At 62.3% G+C, this 20,516-nt stretch carries 25 protein-coding genes; 11 read left to right on the top strand and 14 right to left on the bottom strand.

Annotated elements, in window-relative coordinates; genetic code table 11:
• Positions 1 to 13 precede the first annotated feature (13 nt).
• Together SC318_RS07600 and SC318_RS07595 are read left to right on the top strand one after the other, a co-directional pair.
• Positions 14 to 859: an AAA family ATPase gene (locus SC318_RS07600; protein ID WP_034112447.1), complete on the top strand. Its 846-nt coding sequence runs from the start codon at positions 14 to 16 to the stop codon at positions 857 to 859.
• Complete coding sequence (locus SC318_RS07595; protein ID WP_320430261.1) at positions 859 to 2,037, top strand: vWA domain-containing protein; 1,179 nt, start codon at positions 859 to 861, stop codon at positions 2,035 to 2,037. The genes SC318_RS07600 and SC318_RS07595 overlap by 1 nt, the downstream gene beginning before the upstream one ends.
• A 135-nt stretch (positions 2,038 to 2,172) precedes the next feature.
• Here the strand turns inward: SC318_RS07595 and SC318_RS07590 are convergent, their stop codons facing one another.
• Genes SC318_RS07590 through SC318_RS07580 form a run of 3 tightly spaced genes read right to left on the bottom strand, consistent with a single transcriptional unit; the run spans position 2,173 to position 4,519 of the window.
• Entirely contained in the window at positions 2,173 to 3,081 is a 909-nt protein-coding gene (locus tag SC318_RS07590; RefSeq protein WP_320430260.1) for a 5-oxoprolinase subunit C family protein, read from the bottom strand.
• On the bottom strand, positions 3,078 to 3,782 hold the full coding sequence (gene pxpB, locus SC318_RS07585) for a 5-oxoprolinase subunit PxpB (protein WP_320430259.1): 705 nt from the start codon (positions 3,780 to 3,782) through the stop codon (positions 3,078 to 3,080). Before pxpB ends, SC318_RS07590 begins: the two co-directional genes overlap by 4 nt.
• The gene (locus tag SC318_RS07580) at positions 3,779 to 4,519 is read right to left on the bottom strand and encodes a 5-oxoprolinase subunit PxpA (protein ID WP_320430258.1); all 741 of its coding nucleotides are present in this window, start codon (positions 4,517 to 4,519) and stop codon (positions 3,779 to 3,781) included. Before SC318_RS07580 ends, pxpB begins: the two co-directional genes overlap by 4 nt.
• Before the next feature lie 177 nt (positions 4,520 to 4,696).
• On the opposite strand from SC318_RS07580, the gene SC318_RS07575 reads away from it, so the two are divergent.
• Positions 4,697 to 5,611 (top strand): LysR family transcriptional regulator, encoded by a 915-nt coding sequence (locus SC318_RS07575; RefSeq protein WP_320430257.1) that lies wholly within the window; start codon positions 4,697 to 4,699, stop codon positions 5,609 to 5,611.
• A gap of 122 nt (positions 5,612 to 5,733) precedes the next feature.
• Here the strand turns inward: SC318_RS07575 and SC318_RS07570 are convergent, their stop codons facing one another.
• The 3 genes from SC318_RS07570 to SC318_RS07560 are packed head-to-tail and all read right to left on the bottom strand — an operon-like array spanning position 5,734 to position 7,621.
• The gene (locus SC318_RS07570) at positions 5,734 to 6,276 is read right to left on the bottom strand and encodes a DUF2937 family protein (protein ID WP_124385631.1); all 543 of its coding nucleotides are present in this window, start codon (positions 6,274 to 6,276) and stop codon (positions 5,734 to 5,736) included.
• A 10-nt stretch (positions 6,277 to 6,286) separates the two neighbouring features.
• On the bottom strand, positions 6,287 to 7,063 hold the full coding sequence (locus SC318_RS07565; protein WP_122542814.1) for a class II glutamine amidotransferase: 777 nt from the start codon (positions 7,061 to 7,063) through the stop codon (positions 6,287 to 6,289).
• 30 nt (positions 7,064 to 7,093) lie between these two features.
• Complete coding sequence (locus SC318_RS07560; protein ID WP_320430256.1) at positions 7,094 to 7,621, bottom strand: MFS transporter; 528 nt, start codon at positions 7,619 to 7,621, stop codon at positions 7,094 to 7,096.
• Positions 7,622 to 7,645: 24 nt separating this feature from the next.
• Between SC318_RS07560 and SC318_RS07555 the strand changes: the two genes are divergently transcribed.
• Together SC318_RS07555 and SC318_RS07550 are read left to right on the top strand one after the other, a co-directional pair.
• Positions 7,646 to 9,688, top strand: coding sequence for a S9 family peptidase (locus SC318_RS07555; RefSeq protein ID WP_320430255.1), 2,043 nt, complete (start codon positions 7,646 to 7,648; stop codon positions 9,686 to 9,688).
• A 70-nt stretch (positions 9,689 to 9,758) separates the two neighbouring features.
• Positions 9,759 to 10,232: a cyclic nucleotide-binding domain-containing protein gene (locus SC318_RS07550; protein WP_306492066.1), complete on the top strand. Its 474-nt coding sequence runs from the start codon at positions 9,759 to 9,761 to the stop codon at positions 10,230 to 10,232.
• Here SC318_RS07550 and SC318_RS07545 read toward each other — a convergent pair.
• On the bottom strand, positions 10,229 to 10,507 hold the full coding sequence (locus SC318_RS07545; protein WP_320430254.1) for a hypothetical protein: 279 nt from the start codon (positions 10,505 to 10,507) through the stop codon (positions 10,229 to 10,231). The genes SC318_RS07550 and SC318_RS07545 overlap by 4 nt on opposite strands.
• Before the next feature lie 78 nt (positions 10,508 to 10,585).
• Between SC318_RS07545 and SC318_RS07540 the strand changes: the two genes are divergently transcribed.
• The 4 genes from SC318_RS07540 to SC318_RS07525 all read left to right on the top strand — a co-directional run bounded on the left by SC318_RS07540 (position 10,586) and on the right by SC318_RS07525 (position 12,761).
• On the top strand, positions 10,586 to 11,272 hold the full coding sequence (locus SC318_RS07540; protein ID WP_320430253.1) for a spermidine synthase: 687 nt from the start codon (positions 10,586 to 10,588) through the stop codon (positions 11,270 to 11,272).
• Between the two features lie 59 nt (positions 11,273 to 11,331).
• Positions 11,332 to 11,706, top strand: coding sequence for a YajD family HNH nuclease (locus tag SC318_RS07535; protein ID WP_003210675.1), 375 nt, complete (start codon positions 11,332 to 11,334; stop codon positions 11,704 to 11,706).
• 166 nt (positions 11,707 to 11,872) lie between these two features.
• The gene (locus tag SC318_RS07530; RefSeq protein WP_003189607.1) at positions 11,873 to 12,340 is read left to right on the top strand and encodes an RNA methyltransferase; all 468 of its coding nucleotides are present in this window, start codon (positions 11,873 to 11,875) and stop codon (positions 12,338 to 12,340) included.
• Positions 12,341 to 12,410: 70 nt separating this feature from the next.
• The gene (locus tag SC318_RS07525; protein WP_320430252.1) at positions 12,411 to 12,761 is read left to right on the top strand and encodes a YgaP family membrane protein; all 351 of its coding nucleotides are present in this window, start codon (positions 12,411 to 12,413) and stop codon (positions 12,759 to 12,761) included.
• A gap of 122 nt (positions 12,762 to 12,883) precedes the next feature.
• Here SC318_RS07525 and SC318_RS07520 read toward each other — a convergent pair whose 3' ends face one another.
• Both SC318_RS07520 and SC318_RS07515 read right to left on the bottom strand, forming a co-directional pair.
• The gene (locus SC318_RS07520) at positions 12,884 to 14,104 is read right to left on the bottom strand and encodes a hypothetical protein (protein ID WP_320430251.1); all 1,221 of its coding nucleotides are present in this window, start codon (positions 14,102 to 14,104) and stop codon (positions 12,884 to 12,886) included.
• 13 nt (positions 14,105 to 14,117) lie between these two features.
• Positions 14,118 to 14,567, bottom strand: coding sequence for a YcgN family cysteine cluster protein (locus SC318_RS07515; protein WP_003172524.1), 450 nt, complete (start codon positions 14,565 to 14,567; stop codon positions 14,118 to 14,120).
• Positions 14,568 to 14,720: 153 nt separating this feature from the next.
• On the opposite strand from SC318_RS07515, the gene SC318_RS07510 reads away from it, so the two are divergent.
• Positions 14,721 to 15,305 (top strand): nitroreductase family protein, encoded by a 585-nt coding sequence (locus SC318_RS07510; protein WP_320430250.1) that lies wholly within the window; start codon positions 14,721 to 14,723, stop codon positions 15,303 to 15,305.
• Positions 15,306 to 15,430: 125 nt separating this feature from the next.
• Here SC318_RS07510 and SC318_RS07505 read toward each other — a convergent pair whose 3' ends face one another.
• From SC318_RS07505 to SC318_RS07490, 4 genes are all read right to left on the bottom strand, one after another.
• Positions 15,431 to 16,363, bottom strand: a complete 933-nt coding sequence (locus tag SC318_RS07505) for a D-2-hydroxyacid dehydrogenase (protein ID WP_320430249.1) — start codon at positions 16,361 to 16,363, stop codon at positions 15,431 to 15,433.
• A 108-nt stretch (positions 16,364 to 16,471) separates the two neighbouring features.
• Positions 16,472 to 16,765 (bottom strand): YcgL domain-containing protein, encoded by a 294-nt coding sequence (locus SC318_RS07500; protein ID WP_124357485.1) that lies wholly within the window; start codon positions 16,763 to 16,765, stop codon positions 16,472 to 16,474.
• On the bottom strand, positions 16,762 to 17,895 hold the full coding sequence (rnd, locus tag SC318_RS07495) for a ribonuclease D (protein WP_320430248.1): 1,134 nt from the start codon (positions 17,893 to 17,895) through the stop codon (positions 16,762 to 16,764). The genes SC318_RS07500 and rnd overlap by 4 nt, the downstream gene beginning before the upstream one ends.
• A 122-nt stretch (positions 17,896 to 18,017) precedes the next feature.
• Positions 18,018 to 18,617, bottom strand: a complete 600-nt coding sequence (locus tag SC318_RS07490) for a class I SAM-dependent methyltransferase (RefSeq protein WP_320430247.1) — start codon at positions 18,615 to 18,617, stop codon at positions 18,018 to 18,020.
• A gap of 189 nt (positions 18,618 to 18,806) precedes the next feature.
• Here SC318_RS07490 and SC318_RS07485 point away from each other — a divergent pair, with 189 nt between their 5' ends.
• A complete protein-coding gene (locus SC318_RS07485; RefSeq protein WP_320430246.1) occupies positions 18,807 to 19,580 on the top strand; it encodes a transporter substrate-binding domain-containing protein in 774 nt (257 codons plus the stop codon).
• On the opposite strand, the gene cynR is transcribed toward SC318_RS07485, so the two are convergent.
• A complete protein-coding gene (cynR, locus tag SC318_RS07480) occupies positions 19,555 to 20,421 on the bottom strand; it encodes a transcriptional regulator CynR (RefSeq protein WP_320430245.1) in 867 nt (288 codons plus the stop codon). The two genes, SC318_RS07485 and cynR, sit on opposite strands and share 26 nt — an antisense overlap.
• Positions 20,422 to 20,516 lie beyond the last annotated feature (95 nt).

Raw genomic sequence — 20,516 nt, 5'->3', positions numbered from 1 at the left:
CGAGGAATGACCGATGAAGTTCGAAGGCACCCAGGCCTATGTGGCTACCGATGACCTGAAACTGGCCGTCAACGCCGCCATCACCCTGGAGCGGCCGCTGTTGGTCAAGGGCGAACCGGGTACCGGCAAGACCATGCTCGCCGAGCAACTGGCCGAGTCCTTTGGCGCCAAATTGATCACCTGGCACATCAAGTCCACCACCAAGGCCCATCAGGGTCTCTACGAGTATGACGCGGTCAGCCGCCTGCGCGACTCGCAGTTGGGGGTGGACAAAGTGCACGACGTGCGCAATTACCTGAAGAAGGGCAAGCTCTGGGAAGCCTTCGAGTCCGATGAGCGGGTGATTCTGTTGATCGACGAAATCGACAAGGCCGACATCGAATTCCCCAACGACCTGTTGCAGGAACTCGACAAGATGGAGTTCTACGTCTACGAGATCGACGAGACCATCAAGGCCAAAAAACGCCCGATCATCATCATTACGTCCAACAACGAGAAAGAGCTGCCGGACGCATTCCTGCGTCGCTGCTTCTTCCACTACATCGCCTTCCCCGACCGCACGACCCTGCAGAAAATCGTCGATGTGCACTACCCCGACATCAAGAAAGACCTGGTCAGCGAAGCGCTGGACGTGTTCTTCGATGTGCGCAAGGTCCCGGGCCTGAAGAAGAAGCCTTCCACCTCCGAACTGGTGGACTGGCTCAAGCTGCTGATGGCCGACAATATCGGCGAAGCCGTGCTGCGCGAACGCGACCCGACCAAAGCCATCCCGCCGCTGGCCGGCGCCCTGGTGAAGAACGAGCAGGACGTACAATTGCTGGAGCGTCTGGCGTTCATGAGCCGTCGCGGTAATCGCTGATGCTGCTCAACCTGTTCAACGAAATGCGGGCCGCCAAGGTGCCGGTGTCGGTGCGCGAGCTGCTCGACCTGATCAACGCGCTGAAACAGCGCGTAACCTTCGCCGATATGGACGAGTTCTACTACTTGGCGCGGGCGATCCTGGTCAAGGATGAACGGCATTTCGACAAGTTCGACCGGGCTTTCGGCGCCTACTTCAATGGCCTGGAAAAACTCGACGATCACCTGCAGGCGCTGATCCCCGAAGAGTGGCTGCGCAAGGAATTCGAACGTTCGCTGAGCGATGAAGAACGCGCGCAGATCCAGTCCCTCGGCGGCCTCGACAAACTGATTGAGGAATTCAAGAAACGCCTGGAAGAACAGAAGGAACGCGACGCCGGCGGCAACAAGTGGATCGGCACCGGCGGCACCAGCCCCTTCGGCTCCGGCGGCTACAACCCGGAAGGCATTCGCGTCGGCGATGCCGGCAAGCGCCAGGGCAAGGCGGTGAAGGTATGGGACCAGCGCGAGTACAAGAACCTCGACGATCAGGTGGAACTCGGCACGCGCAACATCAAGATCGCCCTGCGCCGCCTGCGCAAGTTTGCCCGCCAGGGCGCGGCCGAAGAGCTGGACATCGATGGCACCATCGACCACACCGCGCGCGACGCCGGGCTGCTGAATATCCAGATGCGCCCGGAGCGGCGCAACACCATCAAGCTGTTGCTGCTGTTCGATATCGGCGGCTCGATGGACGCCCATGTGAAGATCTGCGAAGAGCTGTTCTCCGCGTGCAAGACCGAGTTCAAGCACGTGGAGTACTTCTACTTCCATAACTTCGTGTACGAGTCGGTCTGGAAGAACAACCAGCGCCGCACCTCGGAACGCACCTCCACCCAGGACCTGCTGCACAAGTACGGCGCTGACTACAAGGTGATCTTCATTGGCGACGCGTCCATGGCGCCCTACGAGATCACCCAGGCCGGCGGCAGCGTCGAGCACTGGAACGAGGAGCCTGGTTACGTGTGGATGCAGCGCTTCATGGCCAAGTACAAGAAGCTGATCTGGATAAACCCCTATCCCAAGGACACCTGGGGGTACACGGCATCGACGGGAATCGTGCGGGAGTTGGTGGAAGACCAGATGTATCCGCTGACGTTGCGCGGTTTGGAAGAAGGCATGCGCTTTCTGTCCAAGTGAATGAAAATCCAAGCCCTGTAGGAGATCCCCTGTGGGAGGGGGCTTGCCCCCGATAGCCATAGTCCAGTCACTGATCAGTTGACTGACACACCGCCATCGGGAGCAAGCCCCCTCCCACACTTTGGACTGTGGTGTTTAGTTGAACCGGCGCAAGTACTCGACGTGCTGTCGATGCGCCGTTTCCTGCACCACCGGTGCCAAGCGCACCTTCTCCCCCGGCAGGCACTGCGCCAGCCTTGCCAGCGCCAATGGCGTCAGCGCCCCCAACCTTGGGTATCCACCAATGGTCTGCCGATCATTGAGCAACACAATCGGCTGCCCATCCGGCGGGACTTGGACCGCGCCCAGAGGGATGCCTTCGGAAATCAACGACGGCCCCTGATACTGCAACGGCGTGCCCAGCAGGCGCATGCCCATGCGGTCGGCGCGGCTGTCGAGGGCCCAGTCGGTATTGAAGGCATCGAACAGGCTCTGGCCGCTGAACTGGCCGATCTGTGCGCCGACGATCACGTCCAGTGGGGCAGCGGATGGCAGATCCGGGTGAGTCAGCACTTTCATCGCCCCACCAGTGCCGGAATAGGCCAGGCGCCCGCCTTCGGCCAACGCCTTGCCCAAACCGTCCACGCCGCCCAGTTCTTCGCGCACCACCGTCGCGCAACTGCCCAGCACATCGGGCGCATCGAACCCGCCCGGCGCCGCCAGGTAAGCCCGCGCGCCCTTGAACGGCTGGGTAAAGCGCAAGCGCTGGCCTCTTTGCAGGATAAAACTGCGCCCAGGGCTGATTGCACGTTCGTCGATAAAGGCGCCAAGGTCGGCACCGGCCAGGGCCAGCAGGCAGTACTCCTGCGCCTGTACGGTAAAGCCGCCCAGGGTGATTTCCACCACCGGCGCATCCAGCGCGTTGCCCAACAGCCAATTGGCCCACGACATCGACACCCAGTCCAACGCACCGCCCTGGGTCACGCCCAGGTGGCGCACGCCGAAACGCCCGGCATCCTGCAACAGGCACAGCGGCGTGCTGGCCTCGATCATCAAGCGGCTCATGCCTGCGCCTCCAAAGGCGTGTCATCGCCACCCAGGTTGACGAACTCTGCGTGGCCAACCGCCTCGAAGCGCACCGTGTCGCCCGGCTGCATCAGGCTGTAACCGTCACGCTCGCGGTCAAACAGTTTGGCTGGGGTGCGTCCGATCAGGTTCCAGCCACCGGGGGACACCACCGGATAGGCGGCGGTTTGCCGCTCGGCAATCCCCACGCTGCCGGCCGCGACGCGCTTACGCGGCGTGCTCAGGCGCGGCGTGGCGAGGCTTTCGTCCACCAGCCCCATAAAGGCGAAACCGGGGGCGAAGCCGAGGGCGAACACTTGATAGGTATGGGTGCTGTGTCGACGAATCACTTCAGCCACCGCCAGCCCGCTGCGTTGTGAGAGCAAGCTCAGTTCCGGGCCGACGCTCAGGTCGTACCACACCGGCAGTACATGGCAGCGGCCAGCGCCCGAGGCCTGGGGCTGCAGATCAGTCAGGGCCAGGTCGATCAGTGCCCGTGCCTGGGCCGGGTCGAGCGCGGCGAGGTCGTAATGCACCATCAGGGTAGTGTAGGACGGCACCAGGTCGACCAAGGCACTGCCAAACCCGCTGCGCAGACGCTGGGTGGCGGCAAGCATCCACGGCATGTTGGCTTCGGCAATCTCATCGAACAGCCGCACCATCAGGCAGTCGATGGCCACCACTTCAATCCGTAGCTTCATGCTGGCTTCAACGCCTGGTGGATACGCTGCACCGCGGCCACCGAGCTGGCGTTATCACCGTGCACGCACAAGGTGTTGGCTTGCAGCACCAGCGCGCTGCCGTCGCTGGCGGTCAGCGCCTCGCCACGTGAGAGGGTCACCGCCTGGTTGACGATGGTCTCGGCATCGTGGTGCACCGCGCCCGGCAACTGGCGCGAAACCAGGTGGCCCCTGCTGTCATAGGCGCGGTCGGCAAAGGCTTCGAACCACAGGCTCACGCCGAATTCGTCAGCCAAGGCCTGGGCCGCGCTGTTGTCGCGCATGGCCAGCACCATCAGGGGCAGATCGCCGTAGGCGGCCACGGCCTGGATCACCGCGCGCAGTTGTGCGGGGTTGGCCATCATGTCGTTGTACATCGCACCGTGGGGTTTCACGTAACTGACGCGGCCACCTTGTGCCCGGCAGATCCCGTCCAGCGCACCGATCTGGTAGTGCAGCAGGTCCTGGATTTCCTGGGGTGTGTAATTCATGGAGCGCCGGCCGAACCCCTGAAGGTCCTGGTAGGCCGGGTGTGCGCCTATTTTCACGCCGTGCTTGAGCGCCAGGCTGACGGTCTTGCGCATGATGCTCGGGTCGCCGGCATGGAAGCCGCAGGCCACGTTGGCGCAATCGATGAACGGCATGACTTCGGCGTCCAGACCCATCGTCCAGTTGCCAAAACTCTCGCCGATGTCGCAATTCAATAGCAGGCGGCTCACGGGGTCGCTCCTGTAGGCTTTGTTTTTTTGTAGTGTGGGATCTTTTACCAACATCTCGCAACGATGTTGTCCTCAAACCCAACGACGCTTATCGTGGAACGCTTCGATTTTTGGCGCTGGCCCGGTGCGGCGTCCAACTAATAAAAACCGATCCAAGCATAAGAAAAAGTTGATCCCATGAATTTGAAGTTCCTCGAAACCTTCGTCTGGGTGGCCAAGCTCAAGAGTTTCCGCCTGACCGCCGAAAAGCTGTTCACCACTCAGGCTTCGATTTCCAGCCGCATTGCTGTGCTGGAAAGCGAGTTGGGAGTGAAGCTGTTCCTGCGCGATTCGCGCGGCGTGAGCCTGACCCCGGAAGGCTTGAAGGTGCTCGATTATGCCGAGCAGATGATGGTGACCATGCAGGGCTTGAAGCAGTCCCTGGAAACCACCAGCAGCAAGGTCGGACGGATTCGGATCGGCGCGATGGACACCGTGATCCACACGTGGCTGAGCCCGTTGGTCGCCGAGTTGATGAACCTGTACCCGCTGGTGGAAATCGAGTTGGTCGCCGATACCGCACTGAACTTAAGCGATCAGCTGCAAAAAGGCTTTCTCGACCTGATCCTGCAAACCGACCTGCTGCGCCTCGAAACCGTGCGCAGCCTGGAATTGGCCAGCCACCCCATGGCCTGGATTGTCGCCAGCCACTCGATCTACAACCGCGATTACGCGTCCCTCGCCGAATTGGCTCAGGAGCGCATCATCACCTACTCGAAAAACTCCCACCCGCACCAGGATGTACTGAGCCTGATGCAGGCCAATGGCGTCGCCGCGCCGCGGATGAACTGCGTGAATTCGGTATCGGCCATCACCCGCTTGCTGCGCGATGGTTTCGGCATTGGCGCGCTGCCGCCGGTGCTGGTCAGCGAAGAGCTGGAACGTGGAGAGCTGGTGATGCTGCCGATGGCGCAGAAACTGCCGAACCTGCAGGTGGTGGTGTCGTGGCGTGTCGGGGTGGAACTGGTGGAGGAGATTGTGGGGTTGTGCCAGAAGGTGGTGGCCAGGTACGCCGAGGAAGTCGGCGAAGCGCGGATGGTGCTGAGCCACTGAATAAACCGGATACACATGTGGGAGGGGGCTTGCCCCCGATAGCGGTGGGTCAGCTGGAAATAGGCTGACTGACACTCTGCTATCGGGGGCAAGCCCCCTCCTACATTGGATTGAGTGAAGGTTTAGAGGCCCTTCAGGTCGCGCTCTTCGATCGGCCGGCTCTGGCGCAGGCGCCGGCCGCCCAGCACCACCCAGTCGATCAGTCGATACAGGCATTCGATGCCGAACGACAACAGCATCGCCCCGCCCAGGCCCCAGCCCATGGCTTCGGGGGTCAGCAGGATCTGGTAGCTGTAGCCATTCCAGGTTTCCAGGCGGATATCCGGGTCGGCGGCCACCGCCACTTGCAGAGCGCGGATGTACCAGGGGCCTTGCATGGCCTGGAATTGCTTGTCCAACTCCACCTGGCGATCGAGCATCGCGCCCAGGCTGCTGGCGTCGCTCTGGAACACCGGATCATCGCTGGCGCGGTAATGCGCCACCAGGGCTTGCAGGTCACCGTTGAAGAACTGCTGCGCGGTGGACTCAAACCCGCGCAGGCCGGTCTGGGCCTCGATCAGGTGAGCTTCGACGCGCTTGGCGTAATCGTTGATAAACCCCGGCACTTGCACGCCGACCAACAAGCCAATGGCAAACAGCACCAACCGCAGATAACTGAGCAACATGGTCGATTCCTTATTCGGTAACGCCCTGGCTGACGCATTCGCCGCGCCGCCACAGGCTCCATTGGCCCGGCTCGTAGCGGGTCCAGTTTTCGTTGTCGGTCAACGGTTCGGTGGCGATCACCGTTACTACGTCATTGGGGGTGGTTTCGGCCTGAAAATCGACGATCACGTCGACATCTTTCAAGCGGGCCGGACCAAACGGAGCGCGTCGGGTAATCTGCGCCAGTTTGGTCGAACAGTAGCAAAACAGCCAGTCGCCATCGCTGAGCAGGCAGTTGAACACGCCTTTGCTGCGGTATTCGGCACAGGCGGCGATCAGGTCAGGCAGCATCTGCTCGATGTCCACCGGCTCCGGGAAGGCTTCGCGCACGCGGTTCAGCAGGTCGCAGAACGCCGCTTCGCTGTCGGTGTCGCCTACCGGTCGGTAGAAGGTGGCGCGGGGGTTGAAGTCCGCCAGTTGACCGTTGTGCGCAAAACACCAGTTGCGCCCCCACAGTTCGCGCACGAACGGGTGGGTATTGGCCAGGCTCACCTTGCCGACGTTGGCCTGGCGGATGTGCCCGATCACCACTTCGCTCTTGATGGGATAACGCTGCACCAGCAACGCGACTTCCGACTCGCTGCTCGCGGCCGGGTCCTGGAACAGCCTCAGGCCACGGCCTTCGTAGAAGGCGATGCCCCAGCCGTCGCGATGCGGGCCGGTGCGCCCACCGCGCTGCATCAGCCCGGTGAAGCTGAACACGATATCGGTGGGGACGTTGGCACTCATGCCCAATAATTCACACATGCCAGGGCTCTCGCTGCAGGGCAGACAACGTTAAAGGCGCGGTTCGACCCGCATGCCACCAGTGGGCGCCGGACGACGGAACGGTTCGTCGTCTTCCGGCTCGGCGGCCAACGCGGCATCCATGGCAGCCTTGCGCTCGCGGCGGGCCTTGGCGGCGCGCTCGATGGGCCAGCGGATCAGCACGAACACGATGTACAGCCCGAACACGATCATCGTGTACATGAACAGGTCGGAGATGGCGCGCCACGCGTTGTTGCCGACCTTGAGCAGCAGGTCCAGGGCCGTGATCGCCACGGCCGGCGCGAACTGGGTCTTGACCGGGTCGACGATGGTGGGGCTGAGCAACAGCACCGCCATCAGCAACTGCAACGGCTCGCGCAGCCAGCGCCAGATCCAGCGGGTCATGCGCCACCACACTAACAGGCAGCCCAATGCGGCGAAGGCGTAAAGGCCCCAAGCGGTCAGATAGTCGTTCTCGGTCATGGTGTCCATGGCAAGGCTGGCAAAGAGGCGGCTATGATAACGACTTTTGCGTGTCGCGGCTGCAATGCCGGCCACCGTCCGCCAGATAGAGAATTGTCCATGCCTATTTCGACCGCACCGATTGCCCGCAAGGCCCCAGGCCCAGACCCGTACGCCTGGCTGCAGGAACGTGACAGCACTGAAGTCCTCGATTACCTCAAGGCCGAAAACGCCTGGCAAGAAGCGCAACTCGCCGACCAGCAGGCGCTGCGCGAGAGCCTGTTCGACGAGATCAAGGGCCGTATCCTGGAAACCGACTTGTCCCTGCCCTCCCCCTGGGGCCCGTATCTGTATTACACCCGCACCACCGCCGGTGACGAGTACGCGCGCCACTACCGCTGCCGCCGCCCGGCCGATGACAGCAACCAGGTGGACGAAAGCAGCGAAGAACTGCTGCTGGACCCGAACGTGCTGGCCAATGGCGGCTTTTTTTCCCTCGGCGCGTTCAGCATCAGCCCCGACCATCAGCGCCTGGCCTACAGCCTCGACACCAGCGGTGAAGAGATCTACACCCTGTACGTGAAGGAATTGGCGACGGACAAGGTCAGCGAACTGGTGTTCGACAACTGCGACGGCAGCATGACCTGGGCCAACGACAGCCTCACGCTGTTCTTCGGCGAACTGGACGACACCCACCGTCCGCACAAACTCTATCGCTACCGCCTGGACGGCACAGCGGCGCAGGAAGTGTTCCACGAACCCGACGGACGTTTCTTCCTGCACTGCTACCGCTCCAGCTCCGAGCGCCAGCTGCTGCTGGCCCTGGGCAGCAAGACCACCAGCGAAATCTGGGCGCTGGATGCCGACCAGCCGCACCAGGACTTCACCTGCCTGGCGCCAAGGGTGGAAGACCACGAATACGATGTCGACCACGGCCAGTTGAACGGCCAGTGGACCTGGTTTATCCGCAGCAACCGTGACGGTATCAACTACGCGCTGTTCGTCGCCGCCGACACGGGCACGGTGCCCACCGAAGCCGACTGGCAGAACCTGATCCCCCACAGCGACGAGGTGATGCTTGACGGGGTCAGCCTCAATGCCAACGCCATGACCTTGAGCCTGCGCATTGGCGGCCTGCCGGTGATCGAAGTGCACCCCCAGGGCGTTCCGGCCTACCGCGTGGAATTGCCTGACGCGGCTTACAGCCTCTACGTACAGAACAGCCTGGAATTTGCCAGCGACAAGATCCGCCTGCGCTACGAAGCCCTGAACCGCCCGGCCCAGGTGCGCCAGCTGGAACTGGCCAGCGGTGCCCAACAGGTGCTCAAGCAAACCCCGGTCCTCGGCGTGTTCAATGCCGACGACTATGTCAGCCAACGCCTGTGGGCCACGTCCGCCGACGGCACCCAGGTGCCGATCAGCCTGGTGGTCAGGCGTGACCAACTGGGCAAGCCGACGCCGCTGTACCTGTACGGCTACGGCGCCTATGGCTCGAGCCTGGATCCGTGGTTTTCCCATGCGCGGCTGAGCCTGCTGGACCGTGGCGTGGCGTTTGCCATCGCCCATGTACGCGGCGGCGGCGAACTGGGTGAGGCCTGGTATCGCAACGGCAAGCAGGAACACAAACAGAACACCTTCAGCGATTTCATCGCCTGCGCCGAACACCTCATCGACCAGGGCCTGACCACCTCCCGGCAACTGGCGATCAGCGGCGGCAGCGCCGGCGGCCTGTTGATCGGCGCCGTGCTCAACCAGCGTCCGGAGCTGTTCCAGGCGGCGATTGCCGAAGTGCCGTTTGTGGACGTGCTCAACACAATGCTCGACCCGGAACTGCCGCTGACCGTCACCGAGTACGACGAATGGGGCAACCCGCAGGAGCCCGAGGTCTATGCGCGCATCAAGGCGTATGCGCCTTACGAAAACGTGCGTGCCCAGGCCTACCCGCACATGCTGGTGATTGCCGGCTACAACGACAGTCGCGTGCAGTACTGGGAAGCGGCCAAGTGGGTGGCCAAACTGCGTGACACCAAGACGGACGACAACCTGCTGCTGCTCAAGACCGAACTGGGTGCCGGGCACGGTGGCATGAGCGGTCGTTACCAGGGATTACGTGACGTAGCACTCGAATACGCCTTCGTGTTCAAGGCGCTGGAACTGATTTGAGAACTTAGTGTGAGGCGGTCCCGTCTGAACACAGGACCGCCTACCGGATTGATGGATCAAGATTGCCGCTATGTCACAACCCACTCTGCTTAACGATGAAATCCGCGACATGCTGATGGACTGCGGCCTGTTCGACCCGCTGCTGCCGGAAGATTTTCATATCGCCGCTGGCTATTTCAATATCAGCAGCATTGCTCAGGATGAGGTGATTTTCCTGGAAGGCGATGCGGGCACCTTCATGTGCATCCTCCACAGCGGCCAGGTGGCGGTGCAGAAGACCAACCACACCGGCGAACGCCTGACCATCGCCACCTTGCGCAGCGGTAGGGCCTTTGGCGAAATGGCCGTGCTCGACGGTGAACGGCGCTCGGCCAGCTGCGTTGCGGCCACCGACTGTGTACTGCTGAACCTGGGCAAGGACGCGCTGGAAAAAATGCTCAACGAAGCGCCCAGGGTGGCGGCCAAGATCATCCGTGCGATTGCCATCGCCCTGTCCAAGCGCTTGCGCATGGCGGACGGGCAACTGCTGTCGCAACAGTTTTAACCGCCTGGGGTCTTCGGCTTGTTGTCGTTCTGCTGCAAGCCTGGGACGGTCTGGTCCTTTGGCGGCGTCGGCAGCACGATGGGCGCCAGGGGCGGCGAGCCGTTGGTTTTAGGCACCACGGGCGGCGTGACCTGCGGGTACAACGTGGGCGTTGGCGTCCCCGGCGCGCCGGGGGTTGGCGCAGGTGCGACCGGCACGGTTTGCAACTCCTGCGCCTGCGCCGCACCCAATGTGAGCGCGCCAAGCACAATGACCGTTAGAATGCTGCACTTCATCGATGGCTCCATGGCCTGACCGGAATGTCACAAGGCTACTCCCAACCGCGCAAGAATGCCCTTCCCAATGAGATTTCCATGAAACGTTTCATTCTGCTGGACACCACTCCGATCCCCGATAACGGCGGTGCCTTGTGCCTGTTCGAATACGGCGAAGATTTCGTCATCAAGATCCAGGGCGGTGACGGTGGTCAGTTGATGAACACGCGCATGCACGGTTCCGAAGACGCCCTGGCGGAAATTCCCTGCCGTAAAGTCGCCGGGCGCCCGAACTCGCGGGTGCTGATCGGTGGTTTGGGCATGGGGTTTACCCTGGCTTCGGCGCTCAAGCACTTGGGCAAGAGCGCTGAAGTGGTTGTCGCCGAACTGGTGCCGGGTGTGGTGGAGTGGAACCGTGGACCGCTGGGCGAGAAGTCCGGCCGTCCCTTGCTTGACCCGCGCACGGTGATCCGCCTGGAGGATGTGGCCAAGGTGCTGCAGGCCGAACCCCAGGGGTTCGATGCGATCATGCTCGATGTGGACAACGGCCCCGAAGGCCTCACGCAGAAGGCCAACAGCTGGCTGTATTCGGCCGGTGGCCTGGCCGCGTGTGCCAAGGCCCTGCGCCCGAAGGGCGTACTGGCCGTGTGGTCGGCCAGCGCCGACAAACTGTTCAGCGACAAACTGCGCAAGGCCGGTTTCAAGGCCGAAGAAGTGCAGGTGTTTGCCCATGGCAACAAAGGCACGCGGCACACCATCTGGATTGCGGAAAAGCTCAAGGGCTAATTGCGCTGTGATTAGCTAGAATCAACCTGTCCGTGACCACCCAATAGCCAGGAGCCATGATGAGCTCGACCAACCCGCCCTCTCACACCGCCAAGCTGGACCGCATTCTCGCCGATGCCCAGCGCGACCGGGAAATGGGCTACCGCGACAAAGCCCTGAAAATGTACCCCCACGTGTGCGGCCGCTGCGCCCGTGAATTCGCCGGCAAGCGCCTGAGCGAACTGACCGTGCATCATCGCAACCACAATCATGACGACAACCCCCAGGACGGTTCCAACTGGGAGCTGCTCTGCCTGTACTGCCATGACAACGAGCACTCGCGCTATACCGACCAGCAGTATTTCGGTGAAGGCTCCACCAGCAGCCCGACGATTGCCAAGGCCACGCACAACCCGTTTGCGGCGTTGGCGGGGTTGATGAAGAAGGACGACTGAGGATTTTGTTGCCTGTTCTGGCCTCATCGGGGGCAAGCCCCCTCCCACATTATGATTGTGAACACAGTCAAATGTGGGAGGGGGCTTGCTCCCGATAGCGATCGCCCCAGCACCACGATGCCCCAAGGCCGTATAATCGCGGTTTTTCTCCAAGGCACCTTTCCCCGTGGGCAATAAACGCTACAGCTGCATCGGTCTGTACAACCCCAAATCCCCTGAAAACGTCGGTTCGGTGATGCGCGCCGCCGGCTGCTACGGCGTGGCTTCGGTGTTCTACACCGGGGTGCGTTACGAGCGCGCGCGGGATTTCATCACCGACACCAAGAAGGTTCATCACGATATTCCGCTGATCGGCATTGATGACCTGAAGAAAATCCTGCCCCTGGGCTGCATCCCCGTCGCGGTGGAGCTGGTGGAAGGCGCCCGTCCGCTGCCCGAGTACACGCATCCCGACCGCGCGCTGTATATCTTCGGCCCGGAAGACGGCTCGCTGGATAAAGAGATCCGCGACTGGTGCGAAGACGTGGTCTACATTCCGACCACCGGCTGCATGAACCTCGCCGCCACCGTCAACGTGGTGCTCTACGACCGCCTGGCCAAGGGCAACAACACCCGCTCGGGCCCCAAATACTGAAAATACCGGGAACATCCGGCGCTGGGGAACAGTCAGCTACTTACACTTGCCCCTTTGTTGGAGACGGATCATGAGCGACAGCCAAAACCTGCGACCTATCATCGAACATCAGCAGCCTGCAGCCTTACGCACACAGAATGTGCACGGCTGGGAACGCATCGGCTCGGTGGCCGGTGGGGCGATAATGGCCGGCAAAGGCCTGCGTCGTGGCGGGCTTTTCGGACTGATTCAAGTGGCAATCGGCGGCATGGCGCTGGTCCGTGGTTTCACCGGGCACTGCTCGATGAAGGACAAGCTGGAGCACGGTCGCCAGGAAATGAACAGCGTGCGCACGAAGATCGAGCAGGCCGGCGCGGAACTGAAAAACCTGAAGACCAAGGCCGAAGTGGCGGCTGAGAAGGCCGTTAAAACCACAGGCTGATCCAAAAATGTGGGAGGGGGCTTGCCCCCGATAGCAGAGTGTCAGTCAGCCTATTTCCAGCTGACCCACCGCTATCGGGAGCAAGCCCCCTCCCACATTTTGCTTTGTGCAGGGCCTGGGGCTCAGCGTAGCAACTTGCTGTCGAGTACCACCGATGACTCGCCGATGATGTTCTCGGCCAACTGCACAAACGCTGTTGTCGTGATGCTGTCGTCACGCATCACCGCTTGAGCCAGGTCATCCAGCGAGCGCTTGTTGTGGGTTTTCACGCGGATTTCCCGGTCCAGTTCCTGCAACACCACCACCGCCCGTGACAGCGTGGCGCCGCTGACGTGGTCCCCGCGCAGGCTGGTCACGTCCTTGCCCTCCCTGGCCAAGCGCGCCTGTATCGCCTGATACCGCTCATCGGTGATCCCTCCGGCGCGGCGTACCAGCTCGATGGCGTAATACTCGGCCAGGCCTTCGCTGATCCAGTCACTGGTGTCGTGGTCATTGAAGCGGGCGATGGCCTGTACCACTTCGCGGATCAACGGGCTGCTGCCGTCTTCGCTGACCAGCGGCGTGCGGCTGTTGAGGTAGATCGAGTCACGCGCGGCAAATGCGCCACGGCGCATTGGATCGCTGGCGCCCACTACCAGCAATTTAGCCGGGTGGCGCGGGAAGGCGGCTTCCACTTGCGGCCAGACGAAGGTCAGCAGCGTCAGCACATCCATGCGTCGCATGCCCTGGCCCTTGGGCGAGGTCACGGTAACATCGGTTTCCCCCAGGCGCATGCGGCGGCTGCCCAGGTTGCCCGCGAGCATCCAGCCGGTGGGGCGGTCGAACAGGCGGGACACGTTGTCGATGCGGAATCGGTTCTTGCCGATACGCGGCCAGGCGGTCTCGATGCTTTTCCAACCCGGCGGCAGTTCGAACATCAGGCGCGAGACCAGCTCGACGCCGTCCTGCTGGTCCAGCCGTGCGGTGGGCACCAGGTCATCGCCACGAAACAGCGCCCAGCCCGGGGTCATCCGCGCCTCATAGAGGCCCGGCTTGTGCGCGTGGGTCAGGCGTACGCGGTAGCTCAGGCTGGCCTTGTCGGCGCTGGGTTGCCAATGACCACGATGACCACTGACCTTCCATTGCCCATCGGCCTTGAAGTCGCTGTAGTCGCCGTCGCGGCCTAGGTCAAAATCCAGGCTGCGCACCGCAGAACCCTGGGACAGGCTCACGCGCACTTCGGCCTGATCGCTCTGGGGCAGGAGTTTGACGTGGTAATCCAGGTCGACTTTCCTGGCGCTCCATGCCGGCATGCTTAGCCCTACCAACAGGGCACAGGTCGCCAGCTTGCATCCCACTCTCATACCCACTCCTTGTTCAACCCGCACGGAAGATCAGGTAATCCTCCCAGTCGTCCTCTGGCACGCTGCCTTCACTGAGCATGCGCCCGGACTGGGAAATGCGTTCGTGGTGCACGGCATCGCGGTCGCCGCAGACCAGGTGGTGCCACAGTGGCAAATCCTTGCGCTCGCTGACCAGACGGTAGCCGCAGGTGGGCGGCAGCCATTTGAACTGGTCGGCCTGCCCCGGCGTGAGCTGGATACAGTCCGGCACCGACGCGCGACGATTGGGATAGTCGGTGCACTGGCAGGTTTTCAAATCCAGCAGTTTGCAGGCGATGCGTGTGTAATAGACGCTGTTGTCGTCTTCATCCTCAAGCTTTTGCAGGCAGCACAGGCCACAACCGTCGCACAACGACTCCCATTCCTCCTGGTCGAGGTGTTCGAGGGTTTTGCGTATCCAGAAAGGTTCGACTTTGGCGGCCATGGCTCTGCATCAGTATCGGTAGGTGAAAAGGCCGCCAGTCTAGTGCCCAAGGCTTCCGGGGCCAAGCGCTTACGACTGGCGGTGTAACAACACTTGTCAGCCTAGTGGCGGCGCAGTAGCTTTGTGCGCCGAATTGACGATCAGGAACTGCTTATGACACGTGTTGCCGACTATCCGATCCATACCCAGTTCACCGACCGCTGGTCGCCTCGCGCCTTTACCGGCGAGAACATCTCCCGGGACACCTTGCTGAGCTTCTTCGAAGCTGCGCGCTGGGCACCTTCGGCTTACAACTCGCAGCCGTGGCGCTTTCTCTACGCCCGTCGCGATACGCCGGATTGGGAGCGTTTTCTGGGCCTGCTGAACGAGTTCAATCGGGGCTGGGCGCAGCATGCGTCGGCGCTGGTGATCATCGCCTCGAAAACCGACTTCATCGCCCCCGGCGCCACGGAAGAAACCCCTGCCCTGTGGCACACCTTCGACACCGGCTCGGCGTGGGGCCACCTGGCGCTGCAAGCGAGCCTGAGCGGCTGGCACACCCACGGCATGGCCGGCTTCGATCAGGAACTGACCCGCAAAGAGCTGAAGATTCCGCAAGGTTATGCACTGCATGCCGCCGTGGCCATCGGCAAGCTGGGCGACAAGTCGACCCTGCCGGAGTACCTGCAGGGCCGCGAGGTGCCGAGCCCGCGCAAGCCGCTGAGCGAGCTGGTCTCGGAAGGCGACTTCACTCTCTGAAGTTATGCGCAGAACCCATGTGGGAGGGGGCTTGCCCCCGATTGCGGTGGATCAGCCAACTTATGCATTGACTGACACACTGCTATCGGGGGCAAGCCCCCTCCCACACTCTGTACTGCGGTGGTTCAGTAGCCGCGTGCGAAATCCACTTCGCCGCGCAGCGCTTGCTTGGCCTGGTACGCACGCACGTTCTGCACGAACAGCTCCACCATCATCGACGGCGAGGTCGGCGCCGAGCTGTGCCCTGTCAACAGCAAGCCCCACGCGGTCCAGAACGGGTGACGCTGCGGCAGCGGCTCCTGGCGGCATACGTCGATCACCGCACCGGCCAGGTGCCCTTCTTTCAGCGCCTCGACCAAGTCGGCATCGACCACCGCCACGCCGCGCCCGACGTTGATAAACAACCCGGTCGGCTTGAATTGCTTGAACAGCGCGGCGTCGTACAGATCGTGGGTTTCCGGCGTGTTGGGCAGCAGGTTGACCACATAATCCACCTCGCCCACCAGCCGGCCCAATTGGTCGAGCCCGGCAACTTCGATAAATGGCGCCTGCTCGCGAGCGGTGCTGGCAATGCCGTACAGCTTCACGCCAAACGGCAGCAGAAACTGCGCCACACTCTGGCCAATATCGCCGGTACCCACCACCAGCACCTTGCGCCCCGCCAGGCTCTGGCCCATGCGGTTGTCCCACTTGCGCTCGACCTGGCTGACCAGCCGGGCCAGCACTTCACGCTCGTGACCGAGCATGTAGGTCAGGACGAATTCGGCCATGACCTGGCCAAAGATGCCGACCGCGCGGGTCAGGCGATAATCACGCGGCAGGCCTTCGGCCAGCAGCGGTGTAATGCCGGCCCAGGTCGATTGCAACCATTGCGGGTGATGGCCCTGGCGCAACAGCGTTGCCAGCAGGTCCGGCTGCCCCAGCCACACCGGGCAATCGGCGGCCAGGCGCGACAGTTCGGCCGAGTCGCCGCTGGTCAGCACCTCAAGGTCCGGCGCGGCTTCGCGAAGCAGTTGGGCGTAGAGCGGGTGATCCTGTTCAGCAATCAGAACACGCATGGTTCAAACCTTTCAAAAACAGTGCAGACGGCCGCCCGCATCCTTACGGCCACCGCCAACTCATTACGATTGCGTTGAAGACTGTGCCCGGCACCGGGCACCCACCGATCACATCGGGTCGTTGCGGCGCAGCAGCTCTTCGGGCAAGTGTTCGATGTACTCGTCCTCGGCCGGTGGCATTTGCAGGTGGTAGCCCTGCTTGTCGAGGTTTTCCAGGACCACGGCGATGTCTTCGCGCGACAGCTTGCGCTCCGGTGTCAGCACCATGTCGAACGCATGATGCGGCTTGCCGAAGGCAGCCATCAGCGGCTCCGGCACCCGCTCCAAGGCATCACTTTTGAGGACGTAGAGGTACATGCCGTCTTTTTTCAAGCTGCGATAAATGGAGCAAATACGTTTCAAGGCTGTTCTCCGGCAGTGGCCAGGCTGTCGAGCAGTGCCTGGCCCATCAACTCGCGGCGCCAGCCACGCAGCGAGTCTGGCAATTGGTAAGGCCCATCGGGATAGCCGCTTTTAACCAGGGCTTCGAGGGTTTTCTTGCGCAGCATCAGTTCCGGCGCCATGTCCAGGCGCTCGGCTTCGGCCTGGCCCAGGGCGCGCAGTTGCTTGATCAGCGCAGCGGCGTCGACCGGCAGCGGTTCAGGCACCGCAGGTGGCCATTGGTCCATGGGCACGCTGCCCGCGCGCTTGATCAGGTCGAGCAGGAACTGGCCGTCCTGACGCACGGTGCGCGGGTGCATGTCTTCGATCTTGCCCAGGGCGGCGAGGTTATCCGGCTGGGATTTGGCCAGGGGCCATAACGAGTGTTCACGGATGATGCGGTTGCGCGGCAGGTCACGGGCACGGGCTTGCTGCTCGCGCCAGGCGCACAGTTCACGCAGTACGGCGAGTTGGGCGCGGGAGAGTTTCCAGGCCAGCTTGGCGTCGCGGTACACCTCGTACGGGTCGACTTCGCGACGCAGGTTGGCCACCAGTTCGGCACCGTCTTCCAGCACCCAGGCGTACTTGTCATCCGACAAACGCGGGCGCAGGCGGATGTACACCTCGGCCAGGTGCACGGCGTCTTCGGCGGCGTAACTCACCTGGGTTTCGGACAAGGGCCGCTGCAGCCAGTCCGAGCGCGTCTCGCCCTTGGGCAAGTCGATGTCGAGCACCGCTTGCACCAGGCGCGAATAACCCATGGAGAAACCCAGGTTCAGGTAAGCCGCGGCCAATTGGGTGTCGAACAACGGCACCGGCAGGCTGCCGGTCAGGCGCAACAGCACTTCCAGGTCTTCGCTGCAGGCATGCACCACCTTGATCACCGCTGGATTTTCCAGCAAGGCGGCCAAGGGTTGCCAGTTGTCGATGGTCAGGGGATCGATCAGGTAAGCGCGTACGCCATCACCGATCTGGATCAGCCCGGCAATGGGATAGAAGGTGTCGACCCGCATGAATTCGGTGTCGAGGGCGACGAATGGCAACTGCTGCCATTGGGCGCAATGCTGGCCGAGGCTATCGTTGTCGCAGATCCAGTGAATATCGATGGCCACACGGCTCTCCCTTGAAGAATGGCGCGCAGTATATATCGCGAAAGGGACTTGCGAGCATCCGCAGTGCACAGGCAACCATGAAAACTCAGACAGGAGATGAAGAATAGTCCGACAAGCGGGAGTTATCCCTTCTTACGCAGGACATACACACACCACAGCGTGGAGCCCGGCATGAACTCCTGGCGGTTCAAGACTTTGAAGCCGGCCTGGCGAAACTCATCCTCGACCGGGGTGCGCGAGTCCACGGACACAATCACGGTGTCGCGACTCACGCGGTGAAATTCACGGAGCAACGCCAGGCGCACCTCGGTGCTTGGCACATGGCGAAACAACTCCAGGCAGAAGATGCAATCCACCGCGTTCGCCGAGAGGCCGATGGAAAATGCCGAACCGGGAAACGTCTTGACGCGCTTGAGCAGCGCCGCCGGATGATGGGTACGGGCATGGTCGAGCATTTCCTGGGAATGGTCCGACGCCAGGATTACCCGATTGACGTGTTCACCCAGCACCGGCCAGAACCGCCCGGAGCCGCAAGCCAGGTCCAGGATCAACCCCGGCTCCCCGGCCACCTTCAATGCATGGCGCACCAACCGTGCATCGCGCCACGCGCCCAGGCGCTGCAACAGCCGAGGCGGACGCGTGTCACCGCAGACCCTGGCATGCTCACGGTCATAGCGTTCGGTGAATTCGGTCTCGATGGAGGATGGAGGTTGTGACGACATCGCGGGCTCATGTGGATATAACGGAAGTGAACGACCTTGATCCGCAGCTTAACCACTGCAACGTGAAAAAAAGGTCGAAAGCCCTTCGGTTCATGTTGTCGATAATCCGCAACGCTGTGGGTTGTGCCTTGCCACCCTGCCCGACGCTGGAAATAATGACCGCCCGACCTGCCCCAAGGACTCGACCGCATGAAAGCTCCTCTAGCCCTGTGGGTATTGGCGAGCGTGGCAACCGCCGCCCTGGCCGATACCAGCCCGTCACGCCTTGATGAGGTTGTGCAGCGTGGCACGCTGACCGTGTGCACCACCGGCGACTACATGCCTTACACCTCGCTGCGTGCCGATGGCCGCTATCAAGGCATCGACATCGCCATGGCCGAATCCCTGGCCAAGAGCCTCAACGCGACGATTACCTGGGTGCCCACCACCTGGAAAACCCTGATGCCGGATTTTCTTGCGCAGCGCTGCGACATTGCCGTGGGCGGGATTTCGGTGTCGCTGGAACGCCAGAAAAAAGCCTTCTTCAGCGAGCCGCTGGGCGTCGACGGCAAGATCCCGCTGGTGCGCTGCGCCGATGTGCAGCGCTACCAGAGCGTCGAACAGATCAACCAGCCCCAGGTGCGGGTGATCGAACCGGCCGGTGGCACCAACGAGGTGTTTGCCCGCGCCCACTTGGGCCAGGCGCAGATACGCCTGCACGACAACGTGACGATTTTTGACGAACTGCTGGCGGGCAAGGCCGACGTGATGATCACCGACGCCAGCGAAGCGCGTTACCAGCAAAAGCAAAAACCGGGGCTGTGTGCGGTCAACCCCGAGCGGCAGATGCAGTACAGCCAGAAAGCCTTCCTGCTGCCCCGCGACGATGTGGCCTGGAAAAGCTACGTCGACCAATGGCTGCACCTGAGCGTGGCCACCGGGGTGTATGACGGCATTGTCAGTCAGTGGCTGGCGGCGCCGTGATCAGCTCGACAAAGGCCGCGCACGCGGCGCTGCGATAGGCGCCGCGGCGGCTCAGCAGCGCCGCCGTACGGTGCGGCAACGGCGGCTCGATAGTCACGGCCTGCAACCCGGCCTGCGCCTCGGCCAGCGCTTGGGGCAGGATGGTTGCCAGTGACGTGTTGCGCACAATTTCAATGATCGCGCTGATGGAGTTGGCCTCCATGACAATGCGCGGTTTCACGCCTTGCTGGCGGCAGTAGTCATCGATATAGCGGCGCGTGGCAAAACCCGGATCGAGCAGTACCAGCGGCTGCTCGAACCACGCCAGGCGATCCACCTCGGGATGATCGGCCCGCACCACCACGCTCAACGCCTCGTCAAACAGCGCTTCGCAGTCGATATCCGCACCGTGCTCGCCGGTAAAGCCGATGCCGATATCCAGCAAATCCTCACCCAGCGCGGCCTCGATGCGGTCCTGGGTCAATTCCTCGACGCTCACGCTGATGCCCGGGTACAGCCCATGGAAGCGCGCCAGCAACGGGCCGATCAGGTAGGCGGTGAACGTTGGCGTGATCGCCAGGCGCAGGTGCCCACGGCTGAGGTCCTGCACGTCATGCATCGCACGGGTACCGGCCTGCAGATCCTGCAAGGCCAGCCGCGCAAAGCGCACATAGGCTTGCCCCGCATCCGTCAGGCTGACGCTGCGCCCGGAGCGATCGAGCAGCGGCGCACCCAAGCTGTCTTCCAGTTGCTTGATCTGCTGCGACAAGGTCGGCTGCGACACATGCAGCGCTTCGGCGGCGCGGGTGAAATTGCAGTGCTCGGCGACGGCCAGCAGGTAACGGATATGGCGCAGCAACATCGAGGACGCTCCAACTATAGGCAGTACTTATAGAAACCATAATAAGCCGGTCTTGGACGCTATAGCTGAAAACTTTCATCCTTGCCCCATCAGCA

This window comes from Pseudomonas sp. MUP55 (genome assembly GCF_034043515.1).
Classification (GTDB): domain Bacteria; phylum Pseudomonadota; class Gammaproteobacteria; order Pseudomonadales; family Pseudomonadaceae; genus Aquipseudomonas.
The sequence above is the reverse complement of the archived record's forward strand: the minus strand, read 5'-3'. Positions and strand labels throughout refer to the sequence as shown.